Here is a 25,723-nt window from a genome sequence, read left to right on the forward strand (position 1 = left end):
TGTATCAAATGCGATCACTATTATCTCGGAAGGAGGAAATGAGGGTGGAAAAGGCATATGTTTTTTCAGAAGAGAAAAGAGGCCATCCGAATTATCGGATAGCCTCTTTACAATATTAAGTAGGTATCAAAATTATTTGTCTTCCCAACCTTTGTTTTGAACTAAGTTTTCGTTCATAACCAATTCTTCTTTCGGGATAGGCCAGTAGTAGCGGTAGTCATCCCAAGGTAGTGTTCCTTTTATTGTATTTGCATACGGGCTTTTGGGGTAGCAGATGATGAAACCGTCCTGATCTGCGAAAACTGTTTTACCGAGTTCTACTTTTACTGCAGTTTCCGGTTTAGATGTATGTGACCCATCGTATAAGTCCTGTACAGAGGTGAAATGCATACCACGGAAAGGAACAGTCAGTAGTTTACCGGCTTTCCAACGCATCAAGTCTTCATAACGACGGTTTTCGATAGCCATTTCAATACGGCGTTCGCGGCGGATTTCGCGCAACAACGGAGAAACGGTATAATCCAGTTTGCTTGTATAGATCTTATCCAAGCGTGGGTCTGCAGGTTCTTGACCGACGATTAGTTTAGCTGTCGGGTATTTGTTGAAATCAAATCCTGCACGTTCACGAAGCGCATTAATTGTCAAGTCAACGTCAGATTGAGATAATGTCCCGTTCAGTTCGTATTTTGCTTCCGCATATATCAGCAGCAGTTCGGCGTAACGGAACTCGATAGCAGCCTGGATACCCTTTGTTGTACGGTCTTCTTCCACTTTATCTCCCATCCAGTGTTTGATAACGCGATAGCCTGTTACAGTAGAACCGCTACTGGTGTAATTCAATCCTGGGTACGTAATACCGTTCTTCTCTTTATCAACAACGCCACTTTGGTAAATCGTTACGTGTTCTCCCGGTCGACAAATGGTTTGTGTCAGGCGCGGGTCACGGTTTTCCAGTTCTGTCCATTTTCCATATCCTAAGAAATTCGGATTCTTTTCGTAGTTTCCTTCATTTCCGCTAATATAGATAGGACGACCGTCGATACACAAGTATTCGTCGACAAGTCCACGGGAAGCTCCCATGGATTGACGGTTTGAATTGTTTTGTTGGTAATAGCGTTGTGCGGCATGACCTACTTTGTTTTCTAAATAGTTACGTGCCAGTATAACTTCCGGATTTCCGGATAAATCTGTTGTTGCAAACATTTTCCAGTAGGTTTCTTCTCCGTTTTTGTAAAGAGCATATTTACCTAATAAGGCTTCACAAGCTTTAACGGCTTCTTCCAAATATTTGTTGGCACTGTTTTGTAGGCCTAACTCCGTATGGTATTTGCGGAATGTACCTTCGAACAAACAGATGCGTGCTTTCAGGAAGTTTGCTTGGTCTTTATTTAAGCGTTCAGAATCTTGATTTGCTTTTTCCGGCAACCATTCAACTGCTTTGTTGATGCACATAAGGACAGAGTCCATCACTTCGGTACGTGGGGTACGCGGTGCGTATAATTCTTCGGAAGCTTCGGTCAGATCGTATGTCAACCAGGGTACGTCACCGAAAAAGAGTACTTTTTGGTAATATTCCCATGCTTTGAAGAAATAAGCTTCTCCGCCATACGCGTTTTTTTTCTCTTGGCTAAGGTCGGCGCGTTCGTAGCGAGCCAAAAAGAAATTTATTTTTCGTAGGTTTTCCCAGTTCCATCCGTTGTCTTTACTTGCCCCTGTCGGTACAACAAGTTCACCGGCCATGCTTCTGAATTCATTTCCTGTTTTTACACAATTGTCTGAATACACATCACCATACATTAACGGGCTACCAACAACGTTCAATACCGGTGTTTTGCTATCTGACCAACCACTTCCATGACCGATGATGTATAGCGGATAAAGACTGTTTAACATTAATTTGAGGTCAGTTTCTGTTTTCCAGAAACTTTCGTCAGTGATTTCATCCAGCGGATAACGCTCCATGAAATCGTTGTTGCAACTCGGTAACAGCATTGAAGTGAGACCTAGTGCAAATATGTATTTCTTAAAACTGAATTTCATAATCGATAATTTTTATAATATATTTGATAGCTGTTATTAATTAGAAACCAACTTGCAGACCGAAAGCTACGGAGCGCATCATCGGATAAGCTGATGATATCTGATCCGGGTCGAAAGTATCCGGTATCTGTGTGATTTCAAACAGGTTGTAACCCGAAAGGCTTAAACGTACGGTTGACAATTTCGCTTTATTGGTCCATGCTTTAGGCAGGGTATAACCCAATGCCAATGTCTTCAAGCGAAGATAAGCCCCGTTAAACAGGTAGCCTGTTTGAACTTGTTGGTTCTGTCCTCGTCCGGCATACATCGGATATTTGGCATTAGTACGTTCCGGAGTCCATGAGTTGTTCAACATCTCCCAGTTACCGGCAGAACCGGAACCACCCCAGAAGGCATTATCGCTGATCCATACATCTTTTTTCCCAATTCCTTGGAAGAAGATATTCAAATCGAAGTTTTTCCAAGAAATATTACCGGTAATACCATATTGGAAACGCGGTGTGGAGTTTCCTATGATTTTACGGTCGCCAGGGTTTTCAAGTGTATTATCTCCGGTTGAGATTTCATCGTCGTTATTCAGATCGGCATATCTTATATCACCCGGATACCAGCTACCGGCAATTTTATTTTGAGAAGGGCCGTTTAAAATATATTTACCGTTTTCATCGATAGTGAAGTCGTTTTCCTGCAATATGCCAACGGTTTCATACCCCCAGATTTCTCCCATTTTCATTCCGTCGTACAGGGTGGACAGCAAAGAGTTGGGGTTGCCGGAGAAATGAATGACTTCCGACTGGTAGTCTGATAATACGAAACCAACATCGTAACGTATGCCGTTGTTTAACCGGTCTTTCCATTTCAGGCTTAATTCCCAGCCGTTCGTTTTTAATTCGCCCGTATTACGCTTGGGGACAGTAGCACCTAAAACAGCCGGCAATTTAGTCCCGTTCATCAAAATATCGGTTGTGCGGCGTGTATACCAATCAAAAGTGGCATCCAACCGACCGTTTAAAGTTGTTATATCAACTCCGAAATCGAGTGTTTTGGCTGTTTCCCACGTTAAATCTCTGGCGATAAGTCCAGTCGGATTCATCCCTTTTAGTTGTTCGCCGTCCATTACCCATGAAATGTAGTTTGCTGCTCCGTAACTGGCAATGTATGCATAGTTAGCTACATTTTGGTTACCCAATGAACCCCATGAACCGCGGATCTTCAAGTTATCCAGCCAGCTATGTGTATTTTTCATGAATTGTTCTTCCGAAATTCTCCAACCTGCCGAGAAAGATGGAAAGAACTGGAAACGGGTATCTTTACCAAAACGGGAAGTACCATCGTAACGCCCGCTGAATTCAAACAGGTAACGTCCCAGATAGTCATAATTGGCACGGACAAAAGCACCCCGGATGGCCCAATGTTCAAAAGCGTCACTTGCATATTGGGTACCACTGGTCATACCGATAGTCGGCAGGTCATTGGTGATGACTTCTTCTGCTTCTCCCCAATTCATACGGTATTTATACCATTCCTGGTTGAAACCGGCAATGGCTGAAACATTATGTTTGCCGAAAGATTTATTGAAATTGGCATAGGCATTGATTGTATAGTAATCCGAATGCCTGGTTTCTTCCCTTACGCTGGAAGGTGATGTATGTGTATTAACCGTACGCCATGCATCTACTACATAGTTGCGGACAGGGATGAATCGTTTCTGGAAGTATTCTGTCGGGCGATAAGAGAGCTCGGCCTTTATGTTAAATTCTGGACAGAAAGTGATTGTTGGAGTCACACTGAATACTGTGTTTGTCTTTTTGGTTTCCTGTGTGGCTCCGTATGCCAGCCATCCTAGAATATTATCCGTATAAGCGTCGGGTATCGGATCGTTAGGGCCTGTCATGATGGGCATATTTATATTTCGTCCCGGTTCGTTTTTCATGGCACTCCATACACTACCTTTTTGCGGGTTCATGTATGGTTCGTTGTAGTTGTTTGTGTTGAACGATATTTTAGAAGCAACATCAAACCAGTCTGTGATTTTGGAGTTTAAGTTCATGTTGATGTTGTATCTATTTTGAATATCCGTGTTGATTTTGTACATACCTTCTTGGCGTTGATATCCTAAAGATATATAATAGCGTGTTTTTGTAGATCCGCCACTGATCGACAAATTATGACGTTGCAGAGGAGTCCAGTCTTTTACTCCTATTTCGTATGGATTCATATTGGCAACCCATGTTATATTGGTTGTACTTCCTTCATTGTAGATCCATGCATTTTCAGGACTGGGATTTTCTATGTATTTCTTTTTGGCAGCTAATAATGTTTCCATCCAAGGAGTCACTGTTCCTCCTGTCATTTCAGTTTGTTTGTTGGCTGCTAATTGGTGGGTATAAGAATTCAGAATGTCCGGCGTATGCGATGGAGTGTTCCATTGCAGGCTCATGTTATATGTAACAGTCGCTTTGGAATCGTTTTTTCCGGATTTTGTCGTGATCAACATAACACCGTAAGTCGCACGTGCACCGTAAATAGCAGAAGCAGAAGCATCTTTCAATACAGAAATGTTTTCAATATCGCTAGGGTTCATCAGGTTTAGATAATCAGCATCCACTTGAATACCATCGATTATGATCAACGGGCTACCGTTCTTGACTTCCCATTCGTTTGTTTTACCTTCTTTTAAACCGATAGACGTACCACCACGTACATTAAAAGAAGGAGTTGCATTTGGTGATGCATTCGTTGCCGACACGTTCAAGTTGGGAACAACCCCCTGTAATGCCTGACCGACATTGGCTACCGGTTTGTTTTCCAATACTTCAGCACCGACTGAAGCGACAGCGCCAGTTAAGTTCACTTTCTTTTGCGTACCGAAACCGACTACGACCACTTCATCAAGGGCCTGTGAGTCTTCTTTCAATACTACATTAATAACTGATTTTCCTTTTACCGGAATAGTCTGGGTTTGATAACCCATGTAAGAGAATACCAACTCGCCGTTTGCGGGCACAGACGAAAGCGTAAAGTTACCGTCTATATCGGTGATGTTACCAGTGGGTGTTCCTTTTATCTGGATGGAAACCCCAATCAAAGCTTCTCCTTTTTCATCTTTTACGTTACCGGACACACTTACGTCCTGGGCGAACAATTGATGGGCAAAAAGGAAAAAGCCCATCAGCATGATTAAAACTTTGTTCTTCATATAGAATAATATTAATGAATGGTTAACTCTTATTAATTAACTCGAGGGCAAAATTGTCCGTATTATCCTACATGAAAGGTTAATTTCATATCAATGATGGTAAGATTTGTGTCAACTCGTTGATTTTCCTGTCGAATTAACTTTTCTGTATTCCTTTGGAGGCATTCCGTAGACTTGTTTAAAGCAGGAGGCAAAATATCCGCTACTGCTGAATGCTACTTTTTCCAAAATTTCACTGACACTTAAATCTGTTTCACGCAACATCTGGGCTGCCGCTTCTAGACGCAGGTTTTTGATCATCTCAGCCGGAGAGAGGGAAGTAAGTGTTTTCGCTTTTCGGTAGAAGTTTGCACGACTCATACCGATTTCTTTGCAGATCATATCGATATCGAGTTTCGGGTTGGAGAAGTTTGCTTTCACAATATTCGTATATTGTTTCAGGAACTCTTCGTCAAGCGGAGATGTTTTGACACCGAGTTCATTCAGATCGATCTTTTTCTCATATTTTTTCCGTATCTGTATTCGTGAAGTCAGCAGATTCCGCACACGTGCCTGCAATAGGCCTATATCGAATGGCTTTATGATATAATCGTCAGCTCCGGCATTATATCCTTCGGTGATTTGCGAAGGCATTGTTTTGGCTGTTAATAGAATGACCGGTATATGGGCTGTTTGCGGATTTTGCTTGATCCGACGGCACAGTTCAAGTCCGTCCATTTCGGGCATCATGACATCACTGACAATCAGTTCGGGTATTTTTATGGCTATTTGTGTAAGTGCCTCTTTTCCGTTTTCTGCTTTCAGCACCTTATATTCATTTTCGAATTGTTTTTCCAGATAATCCAGCACATCTTTATTATCTTCTACTAAAAGCAATGTTTGTGAGATAACCGGAGTTTCTTTTTTCTCGGAAGGAATAAACTCCTGCACATTCATCAGGGGGGAGGATTCTGTCTGTTTGACCGGATTACTTACTGGCTTTTCGGGGAGAGGAAGTAAAACATGCATGCAGGTTCCGGTTGGTACTATGTTTTCCGCCCAGATTATTCCACTATGTTGTTCTACTATGAAACGTGCTAAACTAAGTCCGATACCCGAACCTGCAATCTGATGATGTAAATCTTGTGAAGAGCGGTAGAATGGCTGGAAGATTTTTTCAATATCTTCAGATGTGATACCTTCCCCATTATCAGATACTTGTATGTGTAAATAGTAGTCTTCTGAGAGATGCTGAAAATGACATAGTTTCACACGAACTACGTCATTTTCGCTTGAAAGTACAGATAATTTTATTTCAATTGTTCCCTTTTCCGGGGTGAACTTAAAGGCGTTTGAAAGTAAGTTAAATAGCACTTTTTCAATCTCTTGACGATCATAATAGACATAGTAATCTACCGGCAATTCATTTTTCTGGGTAAAAGTGATATTCCTGTTCTTTGCTACCGGAACGAATAACTCATATAACTCCTGAACGAACACGGATAACTCGAATTTATCTTTTTGAAGTACCATTTTTTGTGAATCATATTTTTGTACATCCATCAGATTATTAACGAGTAAGAGTAACCGTTGCGTGTTTTTACGCATCAGTTGTAGCGTATTTTTTACTTCCGTTGAGAAGGAACTATGGCGCAACATATCCTCGAGCGGATTGATAATAAGCGTTAAAGGAGTGCGTAGTTCGTGTGAGAAGTTGGTAAATAATCTCATACGTTCCTCATGTAATTCCTTCATTTTTTCTTGTTCCAGCTGTTTGAAGCGGATACTGCTTTCCAGTTCGTGACGTACTTTCTGATGGTATATAAACTTCCATATAATAGTGCCTATTGTGATGATATACAATATGTAAGCCCACCATGTTTTGTAAAGGGGAGGGGTGACTGTGATGCTTAGGGAAGCTTCCTGTGGATTCCACAAATTTTCACTGTTTGAGACCTTTACTTTGAAATTGTAAGTACCTGGAGCCAGATTACTATAATAAGCGACCCTTCTGCCCCTTACATAGTTCCACTCCTTTTCTACCCCTTCCATTTGATAAGCGTATTGATTTTGTTTGGGTGAGATAAAGTCTGGAGCCGTATATCCGATTGCTATATTGGTTTCATCCGCTTTTAACCGGAGGGATTGGGTGTCCCCTAATTCTACCGGATTATTATTTATGGATAGGCTTGTCAGATATACAGGAGGGATATAAGTGTTTTTTTCCATCCGGGACGGGTTAAAACATAATATGCCTTTATTTCCGGGAAAGTAAAGAGTACCTTTTGTGTTGGTCGTTCCTGCATGTAATGTAAATTCCAATGCCCGGTGGCTTTCGTTACGGATGGGAGCAAAGCAATCTTTTTCTGCATTATAACAATATAAATCATTTTCGGATAATGCCCATAAAGATTGATTCCGGTCGCTTACCATTGAATAGATATAGCCGTCTGTTATACCATCTTCAACTGTATAATGTTTGATCAGATTGAGGTCGCGGTCAAAACGAAAGACGCCATAGCCAAAAAATGAAACCCATATATTTTGTAATGAATCGGTCAGGATCGTACTGACAGTTCCCGGCTTCACGTTTTCGGGTAGGTTCAGTTCCGCTGAAGAGATCGTTTTAAGTGTCTCTTTTTTCATATCATATTTATGGAGTCCCTGGCTGAGTGTCCCCATAATAAAAACATCCGGCTCTATTTCTTTTATTGCTGTAACAAAAAAGAATTTTCTGCTTTTTCCGTCTACCTTGAACTGATTGATTTGTTCGCCTTTATCGATAAGGACTAATCCTGTTTTGGCATTTGTCGGAATCCATAGTCTGCCTTTACTGTCATTCAGCAAAGTATAAATGTCTCCATGCTGGTAATCATAAAGTAAGCGATAATCTTTCCGTTTACGTGAAAACAGATAAACGGATCCTTGATTCGTAGCACAGATAATGCTGTCGCCTTTTATAAGTAGTGATTTAAAGATATTTGAATTATAATTGTTTTTGTAAGGAGACTTTTTAGGATAAAATTGTTGGCTTTGCGTGTTCGGATTATAGCAAAAAAGTCCGGCTCCTTCGGTTGCGAACCAGATATTTCCGTCACTGTCTTCTTTTCCCATTCCCAATAATCCGGTAAATTCACGGGGCGTGATCCGGTAAAACTGTGTTCTGACCGGGCTGTAATAATTCAGTCCCTTCCAGGTTCCTACCCATAATGCACCTGTATTATCTTTCAGGAGACTGTGTATGGAATAATAGCTTAATGTACCGGGTTCATCCGGATTGAATTTATAGGGAGTGACTTTTAATGTCTGCATATCTACCCTGTTCAGCCCGGAAAAGGTTCCGAGTAATAAGGTGTTAGGATCGGTTTCAGCTATTGCCCGGACAACATTACTGCTTAAAGCTGAGTTATCCGTATTCAGATGGACGAACCGCTCGTTTTCTTTATCAAGATAACAGATTCCGGCTGTTTCGGAAAGTATCCATAACCTTTTCCGGCTGTCAGTGAATAATCCTCGGATTGCTCCTTTAATCAGCGAAGACGGATTTTCCGGTTCATGTTGGTAAAAACGTATGACTTCCCTCTGTTTGTTTAGAACAGCAAGTCCGGTTGATGAACTTGCTATATAAAGATTTCCTTCTTCATCTTCCTGAAGTCCTTTTATATTCGAAGCGATAGGGGTGGATGACAGCCAGTCTTTAAAAACAAGTGAATCGCCTTGCTCATCGTATTGATAGATGAATTTTTCTCCGGCAAGGAAAAAGTCTCCGCTTTGACTGAGCATGCAGCAATGCATGAATCGGGTCTCTTTTACATAATATCTTTTGATCTTCCCTGTTTGATGTGTGATTTTATGAACGCCGTTATCTGTAATCACCCAGATATTTTTATTCTTATCTTCCCCGATATCGAGTACATTGTTATCAGTCAATGAGCAGGAGTCGGTCGGATTGTTTTTGAACACCTTGAACTCGTATCCATCATATCGGTGTAATCCTCCCTGGGTTCCTAACCACAAATATCCGTCCGTATCCTGATAGATATTGGTAACGGTACCCTGTGTTAATCCATCTTCTACTCCAATCTGTGTAAAAAAATAAGGGGAAGTATTTTTACTGTTGGCAGATTGGAATAGATATGGAAATAAAAATAAAAATAAAAGAAATAATACTAGTGTGTTCTTCGTCATATGTCACCGGCCTTTTTAGGAATAAATCCACGAAACCATTGATTTGTCTGGTACAAAGATATGTAATTTTTGTTTATTCTTCGTCTACCCCATTGTATTTCCTGTTAAAATCGCGTAACCGCATGAACCGGGCTTTTGTTTTCAGTTTATTTTTCAACCGGGTAGACGGGAGGAACGTGACTGTCTTAATACGGACCTTCTGAGGTTTTAAATCTTCTTTATTTTCAACAATATCGCTGGTGATTGAGGCACTGAACGTCCCGATATCTCCGAACCTGATATTTTTGCCGCTCAGTAGCTCCAGTTCGAATTGGGTCAGGAGGGCTTCGATCACTCCTTTGACATCGGCAGAGGTAATCGTGCAGTTACTGGAGATGCGATAACATAAATTGTTCAGGTCGATTGTGGAAGAGACCGCTTTTGCAGCAAAGTAACCTGTTTTTTCTTTGCCGGGGATGGTGCATACCATCTTTCTTGGTTTGTAAATGATGCTCATGTTTGTTTACTATTAATACGATTTTTGTTTAAACTGAATGTGATGTTTCTCTGATATTCTCTCAATCATTTTTTAATCAGAGGTACGTCTAATTAAATTTAGAGGTAGGTGTAAATTGATTTAGACGTACCTCTAAATTGATTTACACCTAGGTCTTTATGAAAAGAGGTTGTAACAAATATACAAAAACTCGCCCAAATACGGATGGATTTAGGAAGAATAATGTAAACTATTGGGTTTTCAGGGAGATAGGCAATATTATTCTACATTTGTAAACGTGTGCTTTGAAGCTGTTTTTTGAATAGTTAAGCGGAAAAATTGCTACCTATCCGTTGCCCATTCCAGTTGTATGGAGTTGTTTGAAAATCCTTTTTGCTCCGACCATAAAGAACGCAGTTTTATCATTTTAGCTTAGCGAAGGTACTTATTTTTTTTGAGATATGAAAAATATAGGTTCCGGAAGTCAATGGTGATAGCTTTGTCTATGTTTGACGATATTTTACATGCCGATGATTAACTCTGTCTCCGTTAATTTTGCAAACAATGGAACAGATTATGAATCAAACAGATGTAAAGGTTTCGTTCTACCTTAAAAAGAGCGAGGCGGATGCCAAGGGAAATTGTCCCGTAATGGCACGGCTTATTGTCGGCAAGTACTCTGAAACAGCATTCAGTGTTAAGCTTCGTGTGCCACAGTCTTTGTGGTTATCTGGACGTGCCTGTGGGAAAAGCGCTGCGGCCCGAGACATAAATAACAGGCTGGATGAAATACGTGCAGCTGCTTTCAGTATCTATGCGGAACAATCCGCAAACCGTGAAGTTGTTACTGCAGAAGAAGTAAAACACCAGCTTTTGGGAATGGCTTCGGAACAGGAAACCTTGTTAAGCTATTTCAGGCTTTTCATGAGAAATTTCGAGAAACGTGTTGGGATTAACCGGACGGAAAGCAGCTTGAACGGTTATCGAAATTCCTATGATCATCTGGTTCGTTTCTTACAGTCACAATACAAGTTGTCAGACATTCCTTTTGCAGCATTAGACCGTTCTTTCATTGAAAAATTCGATTTGCATTTGCGTACGGAATGTCATTTAGCTCCAGGAACGATTGTAAATCTTACTGTAAGGCTGAAAACAATTGTCGGAGAAGCGATTGCGGACGGTATCATTACAGCGTTTCCTTTTGTGGGTTATGAACCGACACATCCGCAACCGGAACAAAAATATCTTACAACAGAGGAATTGAACAGAATCATGACCACCCCTTTGCATAGTCGCACCCTTTATCATGTACGGGATTTGTTTTTGTTTTCCTGCTATACTGGTATTCCTTATAGCGATATGTGTATGCTGACAAATGAGAATCTTTCCCTTGCTGAAGATGGCACTTGGTGGATTAGGAGTTCACGCAAGAAAACCGGTGTAGATTTTGAAATACCGCTTATGGAATTGCCGCTTCATATCATTGAAAAGTACCGGGATGTGGCTCCTGAGGGAAAACTTCTTCCTATGTATTCCAACAGTTCGTTGAACCATTATTTGAAACAGATAGCCGTACTCTGTGGCATAGAACGCAAGCTGGTCTTCCACGTGGCCCGTCATACCTATGCGACCGAAATCACCCTTTCCCATGGTGTACCACTTGAAACGGTCAGCAAGATGTTGGGACACAGCAGAATTGGCACTACACAGCTTTATGCAAAGGTTACAGACAATAAGATAGATACAGATACAAAAGCATTGGATAAAAAAATTGCTGAGAGGTTTTCTGTAGTTATTTGATAATGGCAAAAAATAGGATTATGAAAAGAAATACTGATAATATGGAAATCAAACGTCGCAGTACATTTGCGATATTGTTTTATATAAACCGTACCAAAATCCGTAAAGACGGAACATGTCAGCTGCTGTGCAAGATAAGCATAGATGCCAAATGGGAACAGATAGGAACGAAAGTGTCTGTCAATCCTGCCGTTTGGAATCCGGAAAAGGGACGGGCTGACGGCCGCAGTGAGAATGCTATTACCGTCAACCGGGCCATTGATGATCTGACAAAAGAAATCAAGGAGCATTATAGGCGGATTAAGAACAGTCTGGGATTTATTACGGCAGAGCAGGTAAAGAATGCTGTGATGGGAGTCGGTCAGAAACCGCTAACTCTGCTGGCTCTTTTCAGAGAGCATAACGAGGAGTTCAAGAAGCGTATCGGGGTGGATCGGATAAAGGAAAGTTATGATTCCTACTTGCGCTCATATAAGCACCTTTCTGCTTTTGTGCAGGAAAAACGTGGTATAGAGGATGTTCTTTTACGGAATCTTGATCGTGTTTTTTATGATGACTTTGAACTGTTTCTCAGGACGAACAGGAACTTAAGTCCGAAGACAGTACATGAACACCTTTATAGACTGAAGAAGATGACTATGAGGGCTGTCAGTCAGGGAACAATACGCCGCGATCCTTACTGTCGTCTTCATCCGGAATTACCCAAACGGAAAAGTCGTCATCTGAAATTGGAAGATCTGAAGACACTGCTTACAACCCCGGTCGAGAAGCCACAGCTTCAGTTTGTCCGAGACATGTTCATTTTCTCCACCTTTACCGGACTTGCCTATGCAGATTTGAAAAGACTGACTGTTAATGATATTATACAATCTGAGGATGGTTCGTGGTGGATTCATATCCAACGTCAGAAAACAGGGACATTGTCTTCTGTACGGCTGTTGGATATTCCGTTGAAGATAATTGAAAAGTATCGGGAACAGCGTCATGATGACAAGGTTTTCAATTTATACAAGCGTGAGTATTTCATTATGCTTACCCGTAAGTTAGGTGAGGTATACGGTTTTGAACTCACATTCCATATGGCGCGACACAATTTCGGAACTCATATAACTCTTTCAATGGGCATTCCAATTGAAACGGTCGGTAAAATGATGGGCCATATGCGAATTGAAACTACGCAGCTTTATGCTAAAGTCACCGACAAGAAAGTAGATGAAGACATGAAACGTCTGAAGGCAGCTGGTCTAAGCCAAACATCCGGCTTATATGAGGAGGATATTATAGTAAGGAAACAGAGACGAAAATCCCAAAGCCAGCTATCAGAAAATAAAGAAACGACCTTGTAACGAGGCCGTTTCTTTTGCATTGTTTCATACCCATCGCTGTTCTTCCCTGCATCTTTTATATGCGTCGTCAAGAACTTTCTGTATGTCTGACTCTTTGTAAAGGGCTTTTCCCTGCACAAGGTAGTAAGGTATCACGCCGAGGGTCCGGTATTCCTGCAAGGTACGCCGGCTTACTTTCAACAGCTTTGAAAGTTCCTCGTCCGTGAGGAAATAATCACTGTGGAATGCGGGTCTCGGAGCCGTCCTTATTGCGTCTATCATACGCTCCATGTTTTCCAGCCCTTTGAAAATAGTATCAATCCGCTGGTCCTTTCTGTCTATAAGATCGTAACTCATGGCTTTCTTTTTTGTGGGTGATAACTTGATTCCAACATGTTTTGCACATCTTCCGGCTTGTAGAAGAACTTGTTCTTGATCCGGGTGAAAGGCAACAGTCCTTTCTCACGATATACCTGAAGCGTTCTCTTTGATATGCGGAGAATCTCGCATACCTCCTGATTGTCCATCCATTTTTTCAGTCCTGCATCTTTGGCCGGATTGCATATACCAGTGACTTTTTTCTCTATCATGCTGAATCGGACAACCAGTTCGTCAAATGTCCGTTTGTCTATACATATAATTTCCATACTGCCGTTTTGTTAGAATTGAATACCGAGTTCCTTTTTAATTTTTGCCGGAAGTACCTTTCCTTTCCTGCTCAGGAAGTCCTGGACTTCCGAAGCCTTGTAATAGGTACGTCCGTCAATCATGTAGTAGGTGACGAGTTTCTTCTGGCGGTAGCGTGCAAGTGTACGCTTGGTAACACCAAGGAGCTCGCACATATCCTGGTTGTCAAGCAGCTTGTCACCCTCAAGAGCGGCCGTCTGCCTGTTCATGCGGTTCAGCCTGTCATCTATCCTGTCAAACCGTTCCATTATCTGATGGAGCATCATCTGGAATGTCTCCCTGTCTATCTGTATCATAATGAATTCTGTTTTTAGTGTAATAATTCCATTTTTTACACCGTGTTGCGCAACAGGTTTCATTATGATATAGGCCAAAACATAGACCAACGGAACATATCGCCACATAAAAGTATGACAAGTCATTGAGTAATAGGGAAATAAAAAATCAGCCCCATAAAAATGAGACTGATGGAAGTATTGCAAATGCAATATGTTGCAATGCCTTATTGCAATGTCTTGCAATAAACCAGGCGACAAATTCCGTTTTTGAATGTTTTGGATTTTACGGTTTTCCACTCTCCACGTGGCAGATGTTTTGAGACGGATTTATGGTTCGGACGAGTGGAAGGAAACAGGAAAATGATCATTTCATCTATGAGATGATAAACTGAGAGACCACGCAAAAGTTCTATACTTTCTTCGTCATGTATCTCGGCTTGATAAAGGATGGATGGGTCTGACATGTCTTTCTCGCACATGAAATCCACAAGCGGATAACCCGGATAGAGCCGGCGGGTACATTTGTCGCGCCCGTATGAGAATCCGTCCTTGTCGTCTCTCATCCATTGTAATAAGGGGTCGTCTTCAGCCGGAATGGAACCGTCTAATGTCATTGCTATCAGAACCTGTAACTTGGCCATACCTTTTTTCCTCTAAATGAAAAGCGTGAAACTCACGCACTATCAGGTAGAGGCTCTGGTAAGCCCATTGTAGAATCATGCATGAGCTCACGCTATAGGACATAGCATAAGCTACACGCAAAAGCCTCTACAATATCAATTTACCAGATTTCTACCTGAGACGTCTTGCGACTTATGTTGTAATGTTCGGCAAGGCTTAAAGCAATGCCGATATTTTCTCCTTATGTTGTGACTGTCATTCCTATATTACAAGGATTTCCAATCATATGCAAATGTAGGCATTTTATTCCAAACAGAAATATGGAATGACGGTTATTTGTCATTCAATCCATATTTTTTCATTTTCCGATATAGTGTGGACGGATCAATATGCAGTATGCCTGCTGCTTGTTTGCGACTCCCATGGCTGGTTTTCAATGCCTGTATTATCGAGTGTTTCTCTTCCGCATCGTTTTCAGGAAAAAGATTGATTTCATCGGTCGCCGCTTCCAGTTTGATATTCAGGTCGGCGGTTTCAATGAGCGGCTGTTTAGCCATAAGTACCGCCCTTCTTATCCTGTTATGCAGTTCCCGTACGTTCCCAGGCCAGCGGTAAGAGAGAAGCAATTGTTCCGCTTCAGAACTGAAGCCTTCTGTCGGTCTTTTCAGTTCTCCGGAAAACTTTTTTCTGAAATGATGAGCCAAAGGCAGAATGTCATCGGGGCATTCATGCAAGGAAGGCAGGACAATCTCAAATTCGCATAGCCGGTGGTATAGGTCTTCCCTGAACCGTTTTTCTTGTATTGCAAGTTGGAGATCTTCATTGGTGGCGGCTACAATTCTTACATTAGCCCGCTTTTCTTTGTTACCACCTATTGGGATGTATGTGCCTTCTTGCAAAACCCGCAGCAGCATGGCTTGGACGTCCAGGGACAAGGTCCCTATTTCATCCAGAAAGAGTGTTCCGCCTTTTGCCATTTCAAAATATCCGTCCTTGTTGGCGTCGGCACCGGTAAATGTTCCCTTTATGTGCCCGAAAAAGAGGGTGGGTGCAAGCTCTTTGGGTATGACTCCACAATTCACGGCGACAAACGGCATATCCTTCCGCTCTCCTATATAGTGGATACGCTGTGCAACCGATTCTTTTCCGGCACCGTTAGGACCAAGTATAAGCACAGAAATGTCAAATGGGGCGACTGTACTGACCAGATGTTCGACCTCCTGCATCTGAAGGCTGTTTCTGGGGAGCAAATCCTTGTTTTTGTCGCATATCACAGATTTGGGACGGAAAATATCTTTCAGTTGTCTTTGCAATTCGTCCATCTGTACCGGCTTTGCCAGATAGTCTTTGGCTCCCAGTTTTATGGCTTGTACAGCATCCGGTACTGAAGCATATCCGGTCATGATAATGAAAGGGATATCCATCCGTTCCTTCCGCATCCATTCGAGCAAAGATATACCGTCCCCTTCCGGCAGGCGTACGTCGGACAGCACAAGGTCGAAACTTTCTTTCTTGAGCAGTTTTCGTGCCCCTGGTTCATCTATTGTTATCTCTGCTTCATAACCGGATTTTTCCAACCTTTTTTTCTGTTGCCCGGCAAGCATGATGTTGTCTTCAACTATCAGTATTCTGTATTTCATTCATGTTTTCATTTAATTATGTCCGTCCATTTCCGATAATCGGCTTTTTGTCTCAGATATCAGCCGGTCTATTCTTCTGACAATTCTTTCCACATCATTGCGGAATGCTGACTCATCCGTATCTTCCACATACTCTTCATAGCTGTACGATTCCAGCTCATGGGCTATTCCCAATTGCTCCCACATCGGGTACATCCTGTGCAGAGTTTCCCATATCCGCTTCCGGTCGGGCTTTTCCTGACTCAAAGAATCCAGCAAGTCAGAACTGTTCCTATTGGATTCCTCTATAAGAGTCTCCAAAGTCCAGCGTTCGTCTCCCGTAGTGACATACAGAGCCTCGAAATCTGGAGAATGATTATCCATTGTTCTGTCCTGTCCAATGAGTGACGAGAGAAATTCGAGCAGGTCTCTTGTATAGAACGGTTTGTGGATACAGCCGGCAAGTCCGGCTTGAATATAGCGGTCTGCATCGCCGTCGTTACGGGCGGTCATTGCAGCTATGGGAATTGTCCGTGAATTTCCTATGTTGGAAAGGCGTAGCAGATGCAACAGGTCAAAACCTCCCGTACCACGCATCTGTATATCGGTCAGCAATAGGTCGTATTCTCCGGTTCTCAATGCCTTGACCACTTCCTGTGCATTGGTACAGGCTCGGCATGAGATACCGTTCCGTTCCATCATTTCAACTGTGTTGCGCAATTGTATCGGATCGTCATCGACTACAAGAACCCGTCGAGGAAGTCTGAGGTTTCCCGTATAAGTTTCTGGCTTGTCTCTTGCAGGCTCATTGGTCTGCCTAAGCGGAATTTCCACCTTGAATTCGCTGCCTTTACCGATCTGGCTCGAAACAGAGAGTCTTCCTCCGAACAGGTTCACCAGCCCTTTCGTAATGGAAAGTCCCAGTCCGAAGCCTTCTGAATCCAAATCAGGAGCAGCCCGTTCAAAGGGCTGAAAAATGCGTTGTGTTGTGTTCTCGTCCATTCCTATCCCCGTATCTTTGACCTTTACTGAAAGAGTATCTTCTTCATAACTTGCCAGAAATTTGATATAACCTGTACGGGTGAATTTTACAGCATTCTCCAGAATGTTGACCACTATCTGCCTTATGCGGTCTGCATCGCCAAGGACGGTGATGCCGCAACCCATAAAAGCCTTGTCAAACATCAATCCTTTGTCGTTCGCCTTGCGTGTGTATTCTTCAGCGATACTTTCCAGAAAGGATTCAAGATGGAAAGGAATTTCGTTTAGGGTTTCTTTAGCATCGTCCAGACGGGAGAGGTCAAGCAGGCTGTTGGCAAGCCGGGTGATATGACGGGATGATTCAAGGATGTTTCCGAGATAGGCATTGCGGCGTTTCCGGTCACGAGTATCCATGGCCAGTTCAGCACTGCCACTGATGGCATTGAGAGGTCCTCGTATGTCATGGGAAAGTGTGATGATTATTTTCTTGCGCATGTCGGAGAGTGTACGGTTTTGTGTTGCCGTATCTTCCAGTTCAGCCTTGTCCCTTTCCCTGCGGTTAAGGTCACGCATGATGATAAGGTGCGAAATGATGAGCAGGATGATGGCCATGCCGATTACTCCTGCCATTAAAAAGAACGACATTTTCTCTGCTTCTGCCATTTTTAACTCTCTTTGTGAGAAGGCTGTTTGTGCCTGTTCGTCAAGGTCGTTTATCAGCTTGTTCAATGTCCTGTTCAATTCCCTGTTGCGCATACGCAGGCTGTCGGCATAAATGTCCATTTCGCTCGCTTGTCTTTGATGTATTGCTATCAGGCTGTCACTGAAATCATGAAGTTCTTTTTGGGATGGCATTACTTGTATTTCTTCTTTTTTCCCGAAGAATCCTGCAATCCCTTTTTTCTTTTGTTCTATGGTACGGATATGTGTTGCACGCCTTGCCACTTCCGGCAACTGGTTTACCAGCACGCTGTCCGCTTCAGTTCGCCGTTCAAACATTTCCATTATGTGCAGCAGGTGTGTCTCCTTTTCGGCAAGCAGAGCACGAAGAGTGTCTATCTGTTCCGGGCGTACATATTCACGGCAGTGCCGTTTCAGCAAGTTCAGTAAACTGTCGGCTTGCAGTCGGCGGTTACGATAGTATAGATAGTCCGCTTTGTTCCAATTTACCACACCCTCACCCAATGTGGCGAGCCCCGTAATACGGCGATGAGCCGTGTTGATACTACGACGCACTTGCCGTATCTCGGCGGACTCGGCCTCTATCTCTTTTATTCGTTTGCGTTCATGTACCAAAATGGCGACCATACTGCCTATGGCCGCCAAAAGAATTATATATCCCAAAAGAATCTTATGTCGTAATCTTATCTCCATCAACTAAATCAAGCGTTTGCTAAAATGGCAGCCATGCTGCCGATGACTGCCATAAAATAATGTTGCGTATGTCATGTCTCAATAAAGCTGCCATTCACAATTCAAACAAAATTCATAAATAACGGGTAGTGCTTGCATTTTGCATTTTATAGCTGCAACAAACGAAACCTATCGTTAAAAAAGCCTCTGTATTTACCTCCTTTGGGTGTAAATGTTTTTATGATATCTACTGATGGATGAACATATTTTGTATAAACGCCAAAAGCACCTACATGCCAGGCATTATTATAATAAACAAATATGAATTGAACATTTGGAGCTGCCGTCTTATAAAGCCCATAGTTATCCCAATAGGATCCGGATTGAATTCGACAGACTTGAGCCCCTCTATTTGTAGGCGGGATGCGATACATATTTCTACCATCACTATCATGATAGAAGACATAACGATTGAGACTTGGGAAAGAGTGGACTTCTATAGCACATCCGCTTAACGCCAGTGTAGTGACAATTTGTCCATTGAATGGATGGTTAACAACACATGAACCTACATTATTTGGTATGAATGGGAAATAGAAGTCAGTACCAAGTGGTGTTGGTATTAACCTGAAAAGAGAGCCTCTTCTCAAACTAATTTCTGTTATTGTTACTGGACCTGCAGGAAATGCATATCCTTGAGGAAGCACAAAAATATTTGAACTATTGATAGTCGCTACAGGGTTAATTCTTAAACTCGGTAATATCGGCATTTTTGTATGAATTATAAGAACGGGACTTTATCCATCCCGTTCTATATGTTTATACTCTATTTACTGCTTTCTGTATTTATAGGCTCGATACAGGAAGCCATTATATCCATCAGTTTTGACAGACCTTCGGTCTGTGGTTGCTGGCTGGCCGAAACATGTATCTGGTATTTTGCCGTTTGGTTGGTCATGCGGGTGTTCTCACGGGCGGTCGTTACTTTGCCGCTGATTTCTGCGCTTATTAACCAACTCTTCCCGGAAACTTTTGTTTCTACTTCGGCATTAATAGTGCTTTTTACATTTGAGGTATCAGTAACCTCCATCTGGAAATCTACATCCACGCGGTCTATAAGCAGAGAAGGAATAGGCACCAATCCTATAAACGGAGCCTTGACACTTTGTGGCATTGTTGTCATTACTCCATCCTGCTGTATCGGTCTTTTAATATCGAATTCCAATACACGAGCTGTTTTACCGTCGTCATCAAAAGCAATTTGCTTGTAGAAATTCCATGCTGTCGCTGCCAATTCCTGTTGTGCTTCGGCTGCTGCAATAAGTGGAGCTGCAATAAGTTCCCGCATGGGAAGCCCCTTGAATTTGTCAGTCACGTTTGAATCTGCTTTAAGAACTGGAGAAGTTTCTCTGTTTTGAGTCTCTTCCAATGCAGCGGAGATTTCTTTCGCCTGTCCGCTTACATTTTCATTCAAGTTTTCCGCATTTTCTTGTTGCCCTTGGTTTAATATTTCTTCTGCTATAACATTTGAATTTTAAAGTTATTAGATGTTTTTTACAAAATCGTCAATGATTCGGGAAATACTCTCCGGAGTCTCCTGAACCTTAAAATTGACGCAAACCTCCATGACATCATCCGCATCCGGTTTTATGTTGCTCATCTGCATCTGGAGATTGGCTCTGTGCGGACTGGATAACAGCAAGTTGTTTTCCGGGATCTGTGATTCCACGCTTCCGACCTTCGCCTTGAACTTTATCTGCACATTATCCATTGCAAGATAATGATGGGATATCAAGGCTATAAGTGGAATATCAATAGTCTTGTCTCCAACCATGATTTTTTTTCGATTGGAACGTATTTGCGTTATTTGCATTTGTTCCTTCAAAAAGTCTGGTCAGATTTTGTATCTGATGATTCTGCAATGTATCTTGTGCACAGTTTACGGCGTATTGCAAACCATTCATAATATCAGAGAATGAATTGGTTTGAACACTGTCCGGCTCATCGTCATTATTTTTCTTGCCTCTGTGAAAAAGTCCCATGTTTTTAATTTAATTACTTGATTTGTTGTCTTTAATGAGCACCAATCTTGACAATGTCCGGCTTACAGCTTCCATATTTACACTGGAGTCTATATTATTATTGACAATGCCTTGATGTCAAAACCTATATGGTGGATTCTCCGTGTGTTCCATCACGTCCTCCTTTCTTTATTGGGGTTATACTTCGGTTCTTTCCGTTGCGGGCGGAACTTTTTCCGCCCGACGTTTACTGCTTCCTCAAGGTGGGCAATGCTCCGGTGAGTTCGTAACGCCACTCTGAACCTGCGTTCTGCAAGGCGGTGTTCATGGCATCGACGGCTTTCTGCCAGGTAACGTCAGTGCCGTCTACCTTCGTGACTTCGGTGTCGGTGCCTACCTTATTGTAGCCGATGCCTTGTTCCTTATTATTCTTCCAGTAGCAGGCGGTCACGGTGGTGGAGTTATATCCACAAAAGCCGCCGATATACACATTGACGGTGCTACTACCTGTACTGGTTACGTTGCCCGTGGCATAGCAGGCAAGGATGCGGCTTCCTCCGTTGAATCCCACCGCACCGCCGACATCGATATTATTTATGGGGGCTATTTCTAAGAGGTCACGTTGCCCGTGGCATAGCAAGCGGTCATGGTGGCATTCGAATTCGTCTGACCTGCCACGCCGCCGACATCGACCGTTCCCTTCACTGTGGCCGAGGAACTGCATCCGGTGATGGAACCGCCCCATTGAGCCCCCACCACACCGCCGACGTACACCGTGCCGCTGACGCTGCCCGACACCGAGCAGTTTTCAATAGTGCCCCGGCTAAATCCTACCACGCCACCGGCCTGGCTCGACCCGTGATTGCTTGTTATCTGTATGCCTTCCATCACCACGTTCTTCACCGTACCAGCTCTATTGAGATAGCCGAACAGACCCACAAATTGGTCATTTGTCGTAACGGCCAGCCCCGTGATGGTATGGCCGCCGCCGTCGAAAGTGCCTTTGTATGAGTTATCGAAGCTTGTGCCTATCGGCGTCCAGCCTTTGCCCGTCAAGTCAATGTTTTTGTCGAGGGTAATGTTAATGTCGGTCTTACCTCCGTTCACTAAATCGGCTACATGCATCAGGCCATCGGCGGATGTCACGGTGTAGCTGCCGTTGCCCTCTATGGTATATCCCGGGTCTTTTGCCGCAGTGAGGGAGACTGTGTAGGTATATTCACCGCCCGCCTGCCAGTCGGTAGCATTCTTCATCTTATAGACGAAGGTCTTGCCGTTAGTGAAGGTGCAGGTAATGAAGGCCGTGCCAGCTACCACACTTTGTGGGGCTACGAGGGCGGTGTAGGTGTTGCTACCCTTGTCATACGGGGTGATTTCGGCCGGGTTGCCGCCTTCGGTGGAGAGACCCGTCAGCCGCACAGATGCCAGCCCCTCGGTGTAGTCCGTCAGAACGATGGTTACCCGCGCCGTGCGGTGGGTGAAGCGGAGCGTGGGGCTACCATAGGTCACCGTCTGTCCGTCGGCTACGATGAGGTCGCTGCCCTCGAAGTCTTTCCGGGCACTTTGGTTGGCTTTTACCTTCACAGCAGAAGGGGTTGTCTCGCCAGCGGTGTAGGGCCACCACGCTGTGACGGTGATGTCTTTGCGGTTGGTCCAGTAGTGCGGGTCGGTGGAGGTCAGCGTGGCGCTGGCGGGGTCGGCGGTGGTGAGCGTCACGTCGTATGCCTTCACCGTGCCGTCCATCAGGACTGCCACGCTCTGCACACCCTCCCAGTCGCCGTCCACGGTGGAACGGGTATTGGCGATGGCTGTCGCAGCGGGGTTCAGCCCCGTGGCGGTAAAGACGATGGGTGTGCCTTCCGCCCCTTCCTGCAGGAAGCCCGCTTCGTCCTGCGTGCAGGCGGCAATGCCGAGCAGCAGGGCTATGGCTGCAGATGTATGGATGATTGTTCGTTTCATGATGCGTGTTGTTTAGGGTTCGTTATTGTTTCTTTTGCAATACGGGCAGACCGTCGGTGCCGAGTACCCACTGGTAGTCGCCAGCGGTGAGGGCGGTGTTCATGCCGTCGACGGCTGTCTGCCATTTCACTGTCGCGCCGTCCACCTTCGTGGCATCTACCTTTTCTCCATGATCACGGAATACTCCTTGCCCGACATTGCCTCCCCAATAACAGGAAGTTATAATTTTGTAGTTATAACGCACTATAGCTCCGGATTCATACTCTTTCAATGTGCCGTCGAACCAGCAAGCGGTGATTCTGCCATAATTTAAATCGGCTATACCACAAGTTCTACCATATGCAGAAATTTTTCCCGTCACAGAGCAGGCAATGATTTGGCCATTATTTTGCTCCACTATTCCAGCTGCTGATCCACTATTGCCATACAGATTCACATCTATGAGTTGTAAGTTCTTTATCACTCCACGTTCATTTAATAACCCAAAAAGTTCAGTAGTCGCTGCTGAAAAGTTTAATCCCGTAATGCGGTGTCCCTGCCCATTAAAGATGCCGGAGTAACCTGGCCATGTGCCTATCCGTGTCCATTCCCTACCCGTCAGGTCGATGTCGGCGGTGAGGGTGCAATTTATTGATTCATCTTTTTGTACGGCTTTGTTCCATGCCAGCAAGCCGTCGGCGTTATAGACCGTGTAACTGCCGTCGTTCTGTATAGAATAACCCAAATCCTCAGCCTCACCGCTCTCGCTGCCACCGTCAGCCCAGTCACCGATAGTGCAGCCATCTAATGTCAGGCCAGTGGCGTTCACCTTAACGGTATATTTATAGCGACTGCCTGCTGCCAACACGACGTTGTTCTGCGGCCGGAAGTAGAAAGTGCCGCTGCCGAGTTCCACCCTGATGAACGGCTTGCCTGCCACAACGGTCTGCGGAGCGGTCAGTGCCTCGTAGGTGTTGCCGCTTGCGTTGTAGGTCTTGATGGCGGTCGGGTTGCCGTTATCGGCAGACAGGCTTACGAGGCTCACCGTGGCACCGGCGACGCTCGTGAATCCCGTGCCGGGCTTCAGATCGATTGCCACGCGTGCCGTGCGGTGGGTAAATTCAAGTGTCGGGTCGTCAAATTTCACCGTCTGGTTTTCGGCAGAGATGAAGTCGCTGTTCTGAAAGTCAGCCAATTTGCTCTGGTCTTCGGCCACCTTCACGGCAGGCATCTGTGTGATGTCGGCATTATCGAAGGGCCACCATGCCGATACGGTAATCGGGTCGCGGCTGGTCCAGTAGTGCGGGTCGTTCTCGCGTGAGAGTGTGGCACTCTTGAAATCGGTAGAAGCCGTTACGGTGTATTCCTTTACCGCATCGCCCGTCTTGAGTGCCACGGAAGTGACGCCCTGCCAGTCGCCGTCCACGGTGGCACGGGTTGATGGGGCTGCCTGCGGCGTTGCCTCTACGGACAGTCCGGTGGCACGGATGACTACGGGGTATTCTCCTTCGGGCAGACGGTTATCGTCGGCAAGTTCGTCCTGCGTGCAGGCGGCAAGGCCGAGCAGCAGGGCGATGGCTGCGGATGTATGGATGGTTGCTCGTTTCATGATGCGTGTCGTTTAGGGTTCGTTATTGTCTCTTTTGTAATACGGGCAGACCGTCGGTGCCGAGTATCCACTGGTAGTCGCCAGCGGTGAGGGCGGTGTTCATGCCGTCGACGGCTGTCTGCCATTTCACGGTCGCGCCGTCCACCTTCGTGGCATCTACCGTTCCTCCTTCAATACGGAATACTCCTTGCCCGGCATTGCCTCCCCAATAACAGGAAGTTATATCAGCGTAGTTATAACGCACTATAGCTCCATTGTTAGACTCTTTCAATGTGCCGTCGAACCAGCAAGCGATGATATCGCCATAATTTGATTCGGCTATACCACAAGTTCCACCATATGATGCAGAAATTTTTCCCGTCACAGAGCAGGCAATGATTTGGCCATGATTTCGGCCCACTATTCCAGCAGTATTTCCACTACTGCCATACAGATTCACATCTATGAGTTGTAGGTTCTTTATCACTCCACGTTCACTTAAGAGTGAACCCAAAAATCCAGTATTATTCATTGCTGAAGAGTTAAATCCTGTAATGCGGTGTCCCTGCCCATTAAAGACGCCGGAGTAGAATGTAAATATGCCTGACCGTGTCCATTCCTTACCCGTCAGGTCGATGTCAGCGGCGAGGGTGCAATTTATCGATTCATCTTTTTGTGAGGCTTCGTTCCATGCCAGCAGGCCGTCGGCGTTATAGACCGTGTAGGTCTTGGTGTTGCTGTCGTAGATGTAGCCCAAATCCTCGGCTGTGCCGCTCTCGCCGCCGCCGTCAGCCCAGCTGCCGATGGTGCAACCCTCTAACGTCAGGCCGGTGGCGTTCACCTTGACGGTATATTTATAGCGGCTGCCCGCTTCTAATACGACGTTGTTCTGCGGACGGAAGTAGAAGGTGCCGCTGCCGAGTTCCACCTTGACGAATGGCTTGCCTGCCGCAACGGTCTGCGGGGCGGTCAGTGCCTCGTAGGTGTTGCCGCTTGCGTTGTAGGTCTTGATGGCAGTCGGGTTGCCGTTATCGGCGGACAGGCTCACGAGGCTCACCGTGGCACCGGCGACGCTCGTGAATCCCGTGCCGGGCTTCAGTTCGATTGTCACGCGTGCCGTGCGGTGGGTAAATTCAAGAGTCGGGGTGTTAAATTCCACCTTCCGGTTCTCAGCAGAGATGAAGTCGCTGTTCTGGAAGTCAGCCAATTTGCTCTGGTCTTCGGCCACCTTCACGGCAGGCATCTGTGTGATGTTGGCATTGTTGAAGGGCCACCATGCCGATACGGTAATTGGGTCGCGGCTGGTCCAGTAGTACGGGTCGTTCTCGCGTGAAAGCGTGGCACTCTTGAAATCGGTAGAAGCCGTTACGGTGTATTCCTTTACCGCATCGCCCATCTTGAGTGCCACGGAAGTGACGCCCTGCCAGTCGCCGTCCACAGCGGCACGGGTGGAAGAGGCTGCCAGCGGCGTTGCTTCTACGGACAGTCCGGTGGCACGGATGAATACAGGGTATTCACCTTCGGGCAGACGGTTATCGCCAGCAAGTTCGTCCTGTGTGCAGGCGGCGAGGGCGAACAGCAGTGCGGTGGCTGCGGGGATAAATAATCTATGTCTCATAATTCTTTATTCT

17 protein-coding genes and 1 pseudogene are annotated in these 25,723 nt (G+C 44.7%); 2 read left to right on the top strand and 16 right to left on the bottom strand.

What is annotated here, in order from left to right; genetic code table 11:
* Positions 1–132: 132 nt before the first annotated feature.
* The 4 genes from NBH15_RS22500 to NBH15_RS22515 form a co-directional block, all read right to left on the bottom strand.
* Complete coding sequence (locus NBH15_RS22500) at positions 133–2,040, bottom strand: RagB/SusD family nutrient uptake outer membrane protein (RefSeq protein ID WP_128133686.1); 1,908 nt, start codon at positions 2,038–2,040, stop codon at positions 133–135.
* Between the two features lie 40 nt (positions 2,041–2,080).
* On the bottom strand, positions 2,081–5,239 hold the full coding sequence (locus tag NBH15_RS22505; protein ID WP_250823605.1) for a SusC/RagA family TonB-linked outer membrane protein: 3,159 nt from the start codon (positions 5,237–5,239) through the stop codon (positions 2,081–2,083).
* 111 nt (positions 5,240–5,350) lie between these two features.
* Positions 5,351–9,406: a hybrid sensor histidine kinase/response regulator transcription factor gene (locus NBH15_RS22510; protein WP_250823606.1), complete on the bottom strand. Its 4,056-nt coding sequence runs from the start codon at positions 9,404–9,406 to the stop codon at positions 5,351–5,353.
* Between the two features lie 73 nt (positions 9,407–9,479).
* The gene (locus NBH15_RS22515) at positions 9,480–9,902 is read right to left on the bottom strand and encodes an HU family DNA-binding protein (RefSeq protein WP_007652569.1); all 423 of its coding nucleotides are present in this window, start codon (positions 9,900–9,902) and stop codon (positions 9,480–9,482) included.
* Between the two features lie 555 nt (positions 9,903–10,457).
* Here NBH15_RS22515 and NBH15_RS22520 point away from each other — a divergent pair.
* Both NBH15_RS22520 and NBH15_RS22525 read left to right on the top strand, forming a co-directional pair.
* Entirely contained in the window at positions 10,458–11,681 is a 1,224-nt protein-coding gene (locus NBH15_RS22520; protein WP_074783354.1) for a site-specific integrase, read from the top strand.
* Positions 11,682–11,701: 20 nt separating this feature from the next.
* On the top strand, positions 11,702–13,027 hold the full coding sequence (locus NBH15_RS22525) for a site-specific integrase (RefSeq protein WP_117808981.1): 1,326 nt from the start codon (positions 11,702–11,704) through the stop codon (positions 13,025–13,027).
* 24 nt (positions 13,028–13,051) lie between these two features.
* On the opposite strand, the gene NBH15_RS22530 is transcribed toward NBH15_RS22525, so the two are convergent.
* From NBH15_RS22530 to NBH15_RS22585, 12 genes and pseudogenes are all read right to left on the bottom strand, one after another.
* Positions 13,052–13,363 carry a helix-turn-helix domain-containing protein gene (locus tag NBH15_RS22530; protein WP_004311808.1) on the bottom strand — a complete coding sequence of 104 codons (312 nt, stop codon included), beginning with the start codon at positions 13,361–13,363 and terminating at the stop codon, positions 13,052–13,054.
* A complete protein-coding gene (locus NBH15_RS22535) occupies positions 13,360–13,653 on the bottom strand; it encodes a helix-turn-helix domain-containing protein (RefSeq protein ID WP_074783337.1) in 294 nt (97 codons plus the stop codon). The genes NBH15_RS22530 and NBH15_RS22535 overlap by 4 nt, the downstream gene beginning before the upstream one ends.
* Before the next feature lie 12 nt (positions 13,654–13,665).
* Positions 13,666–13,989, bottom strand: coding sequence for a helix-turn-helix domain-containing protein (locus NBH15_RS22540; RefSeq protein WP_074783352.1), 324 nt, complete (start codon positions 13,987–13,989; stop codon positions 13,666–13,668).
* A 206-nt stretch (positions 13,990–14,195) separates the two neighbouring features.
* Positions 14,196–14,612 carry a hypothetical protein gene (locus tag NBH15_RS22545; RefSeq protein ID WP_004311805.1) on the bottom strand — a complete coding sequence of 139 codons (417 nt, stop codon included), beginning with the start codon at positions 14,610–14,612 and terminating at the stop codon, positions 14,196–14,198.
* A gap of 312 nt (positions 14,613–14,924) precedes the next feature.
* Positions 14,925–16,232 carry a sigma-54-dependent transcriptional regulator gene (locus NBH15_RS22550; protein WP_117808932.1) on the bottom strand — a complete coding sequence of 436 codons (1,308 nt, stop codon included), beginning with the start codon at positions 16,230–16,232 and terminating at the stop codon, positions 14,925–14,927.
* Between the two features lie 12 nt (positions 16,233–16,244).
* On the bottom strand, positions 16,245–18,566 hold the full coding sequence (locus NBH15_RS22555) for an ATP-binding response regulator (RefSeq protein ID WP_250823607.1): 2,322 nt from the start codon (positions 18,564–18,566) through the stop codon (positions 16,245–16,247).
* A 146-nt stretch (positions 18,567–18,712) separates the two neighbouring features.
* Positions 18,713–19,315, bottom strand: a complete 603-nt coding sequence (locus NBH15_RS22560) for a hypothetical protein (RefSeq protein WP_060407914.1) — start codon at positions 19,313–19,315, stop codon at positions 18,713–18,715.
* Between the two features lie 56 nt (positions 19,316–19,371).
* A complete protein-coding gene (locus tag NBH15_RS22565; protein ID WP_350472291.1) occupies positions 19,372–20,067 on the bottom strand; it encodes a DUF2589 domain-containing protein in 696 nt (231 codons plus the stop codon).
* A 21-nt stretch (positions 20,068–20,088) separates the two neighbouring features.
* Complete coding sequence (locus NBH15_RS22570; RefSeq protein WP_229075489.1) at positions 20,089–20,379, bottom strand: DUF2589 domain-containing protein; 291 nt, start codon at positions 20,377–20,379, stop codon at positions 20,089–20,091.
* A 434-nt stretch (positions 20,380–20,813) separates the two neighbouring features.
* Positions 20,814–22,525: pseudogene (locus NBH15_RS22575) on the bottom strand (fimbrillin family protein).
* Positions 22,526–22,547: 22 nt separating this feature from the next.
* A complete protein-coding gene (locus tag NBH15_RS22580) occupies positions 22,548–24,113 on the bottom strand; it encodes a fimbrillin family protein (protein WP_075965650.1) in 1,566 nt (521 codons plus the stop codon).
* 22 nt (positions 24,114–24,135) lie between these two features.
* Positions 24,136–25,710: a fimbrillin family protein gene (locus NBH15_RS22585; RefSeq protein WP_122339069.1), complete on the bottom strand. Its 1,575-nt coding sequence runs from the start codon at positions 25,708–25,710 to the stop codon at positions 24,136–24,138.
* Positions 25,711–25,723 lie beyond the last annotated feature (13 nt).

The sequence above is a fragment of the Parabacteroides caeci genome, from assembly GCF_023656795.1.
GTDB classification, from domain to species: domain Bacteria; phylum Bacteroidota; class Bacteroidia; order Bacteroidales; family Tannerellaceae; genus Parabacteroides; species Parabacteroides segnis.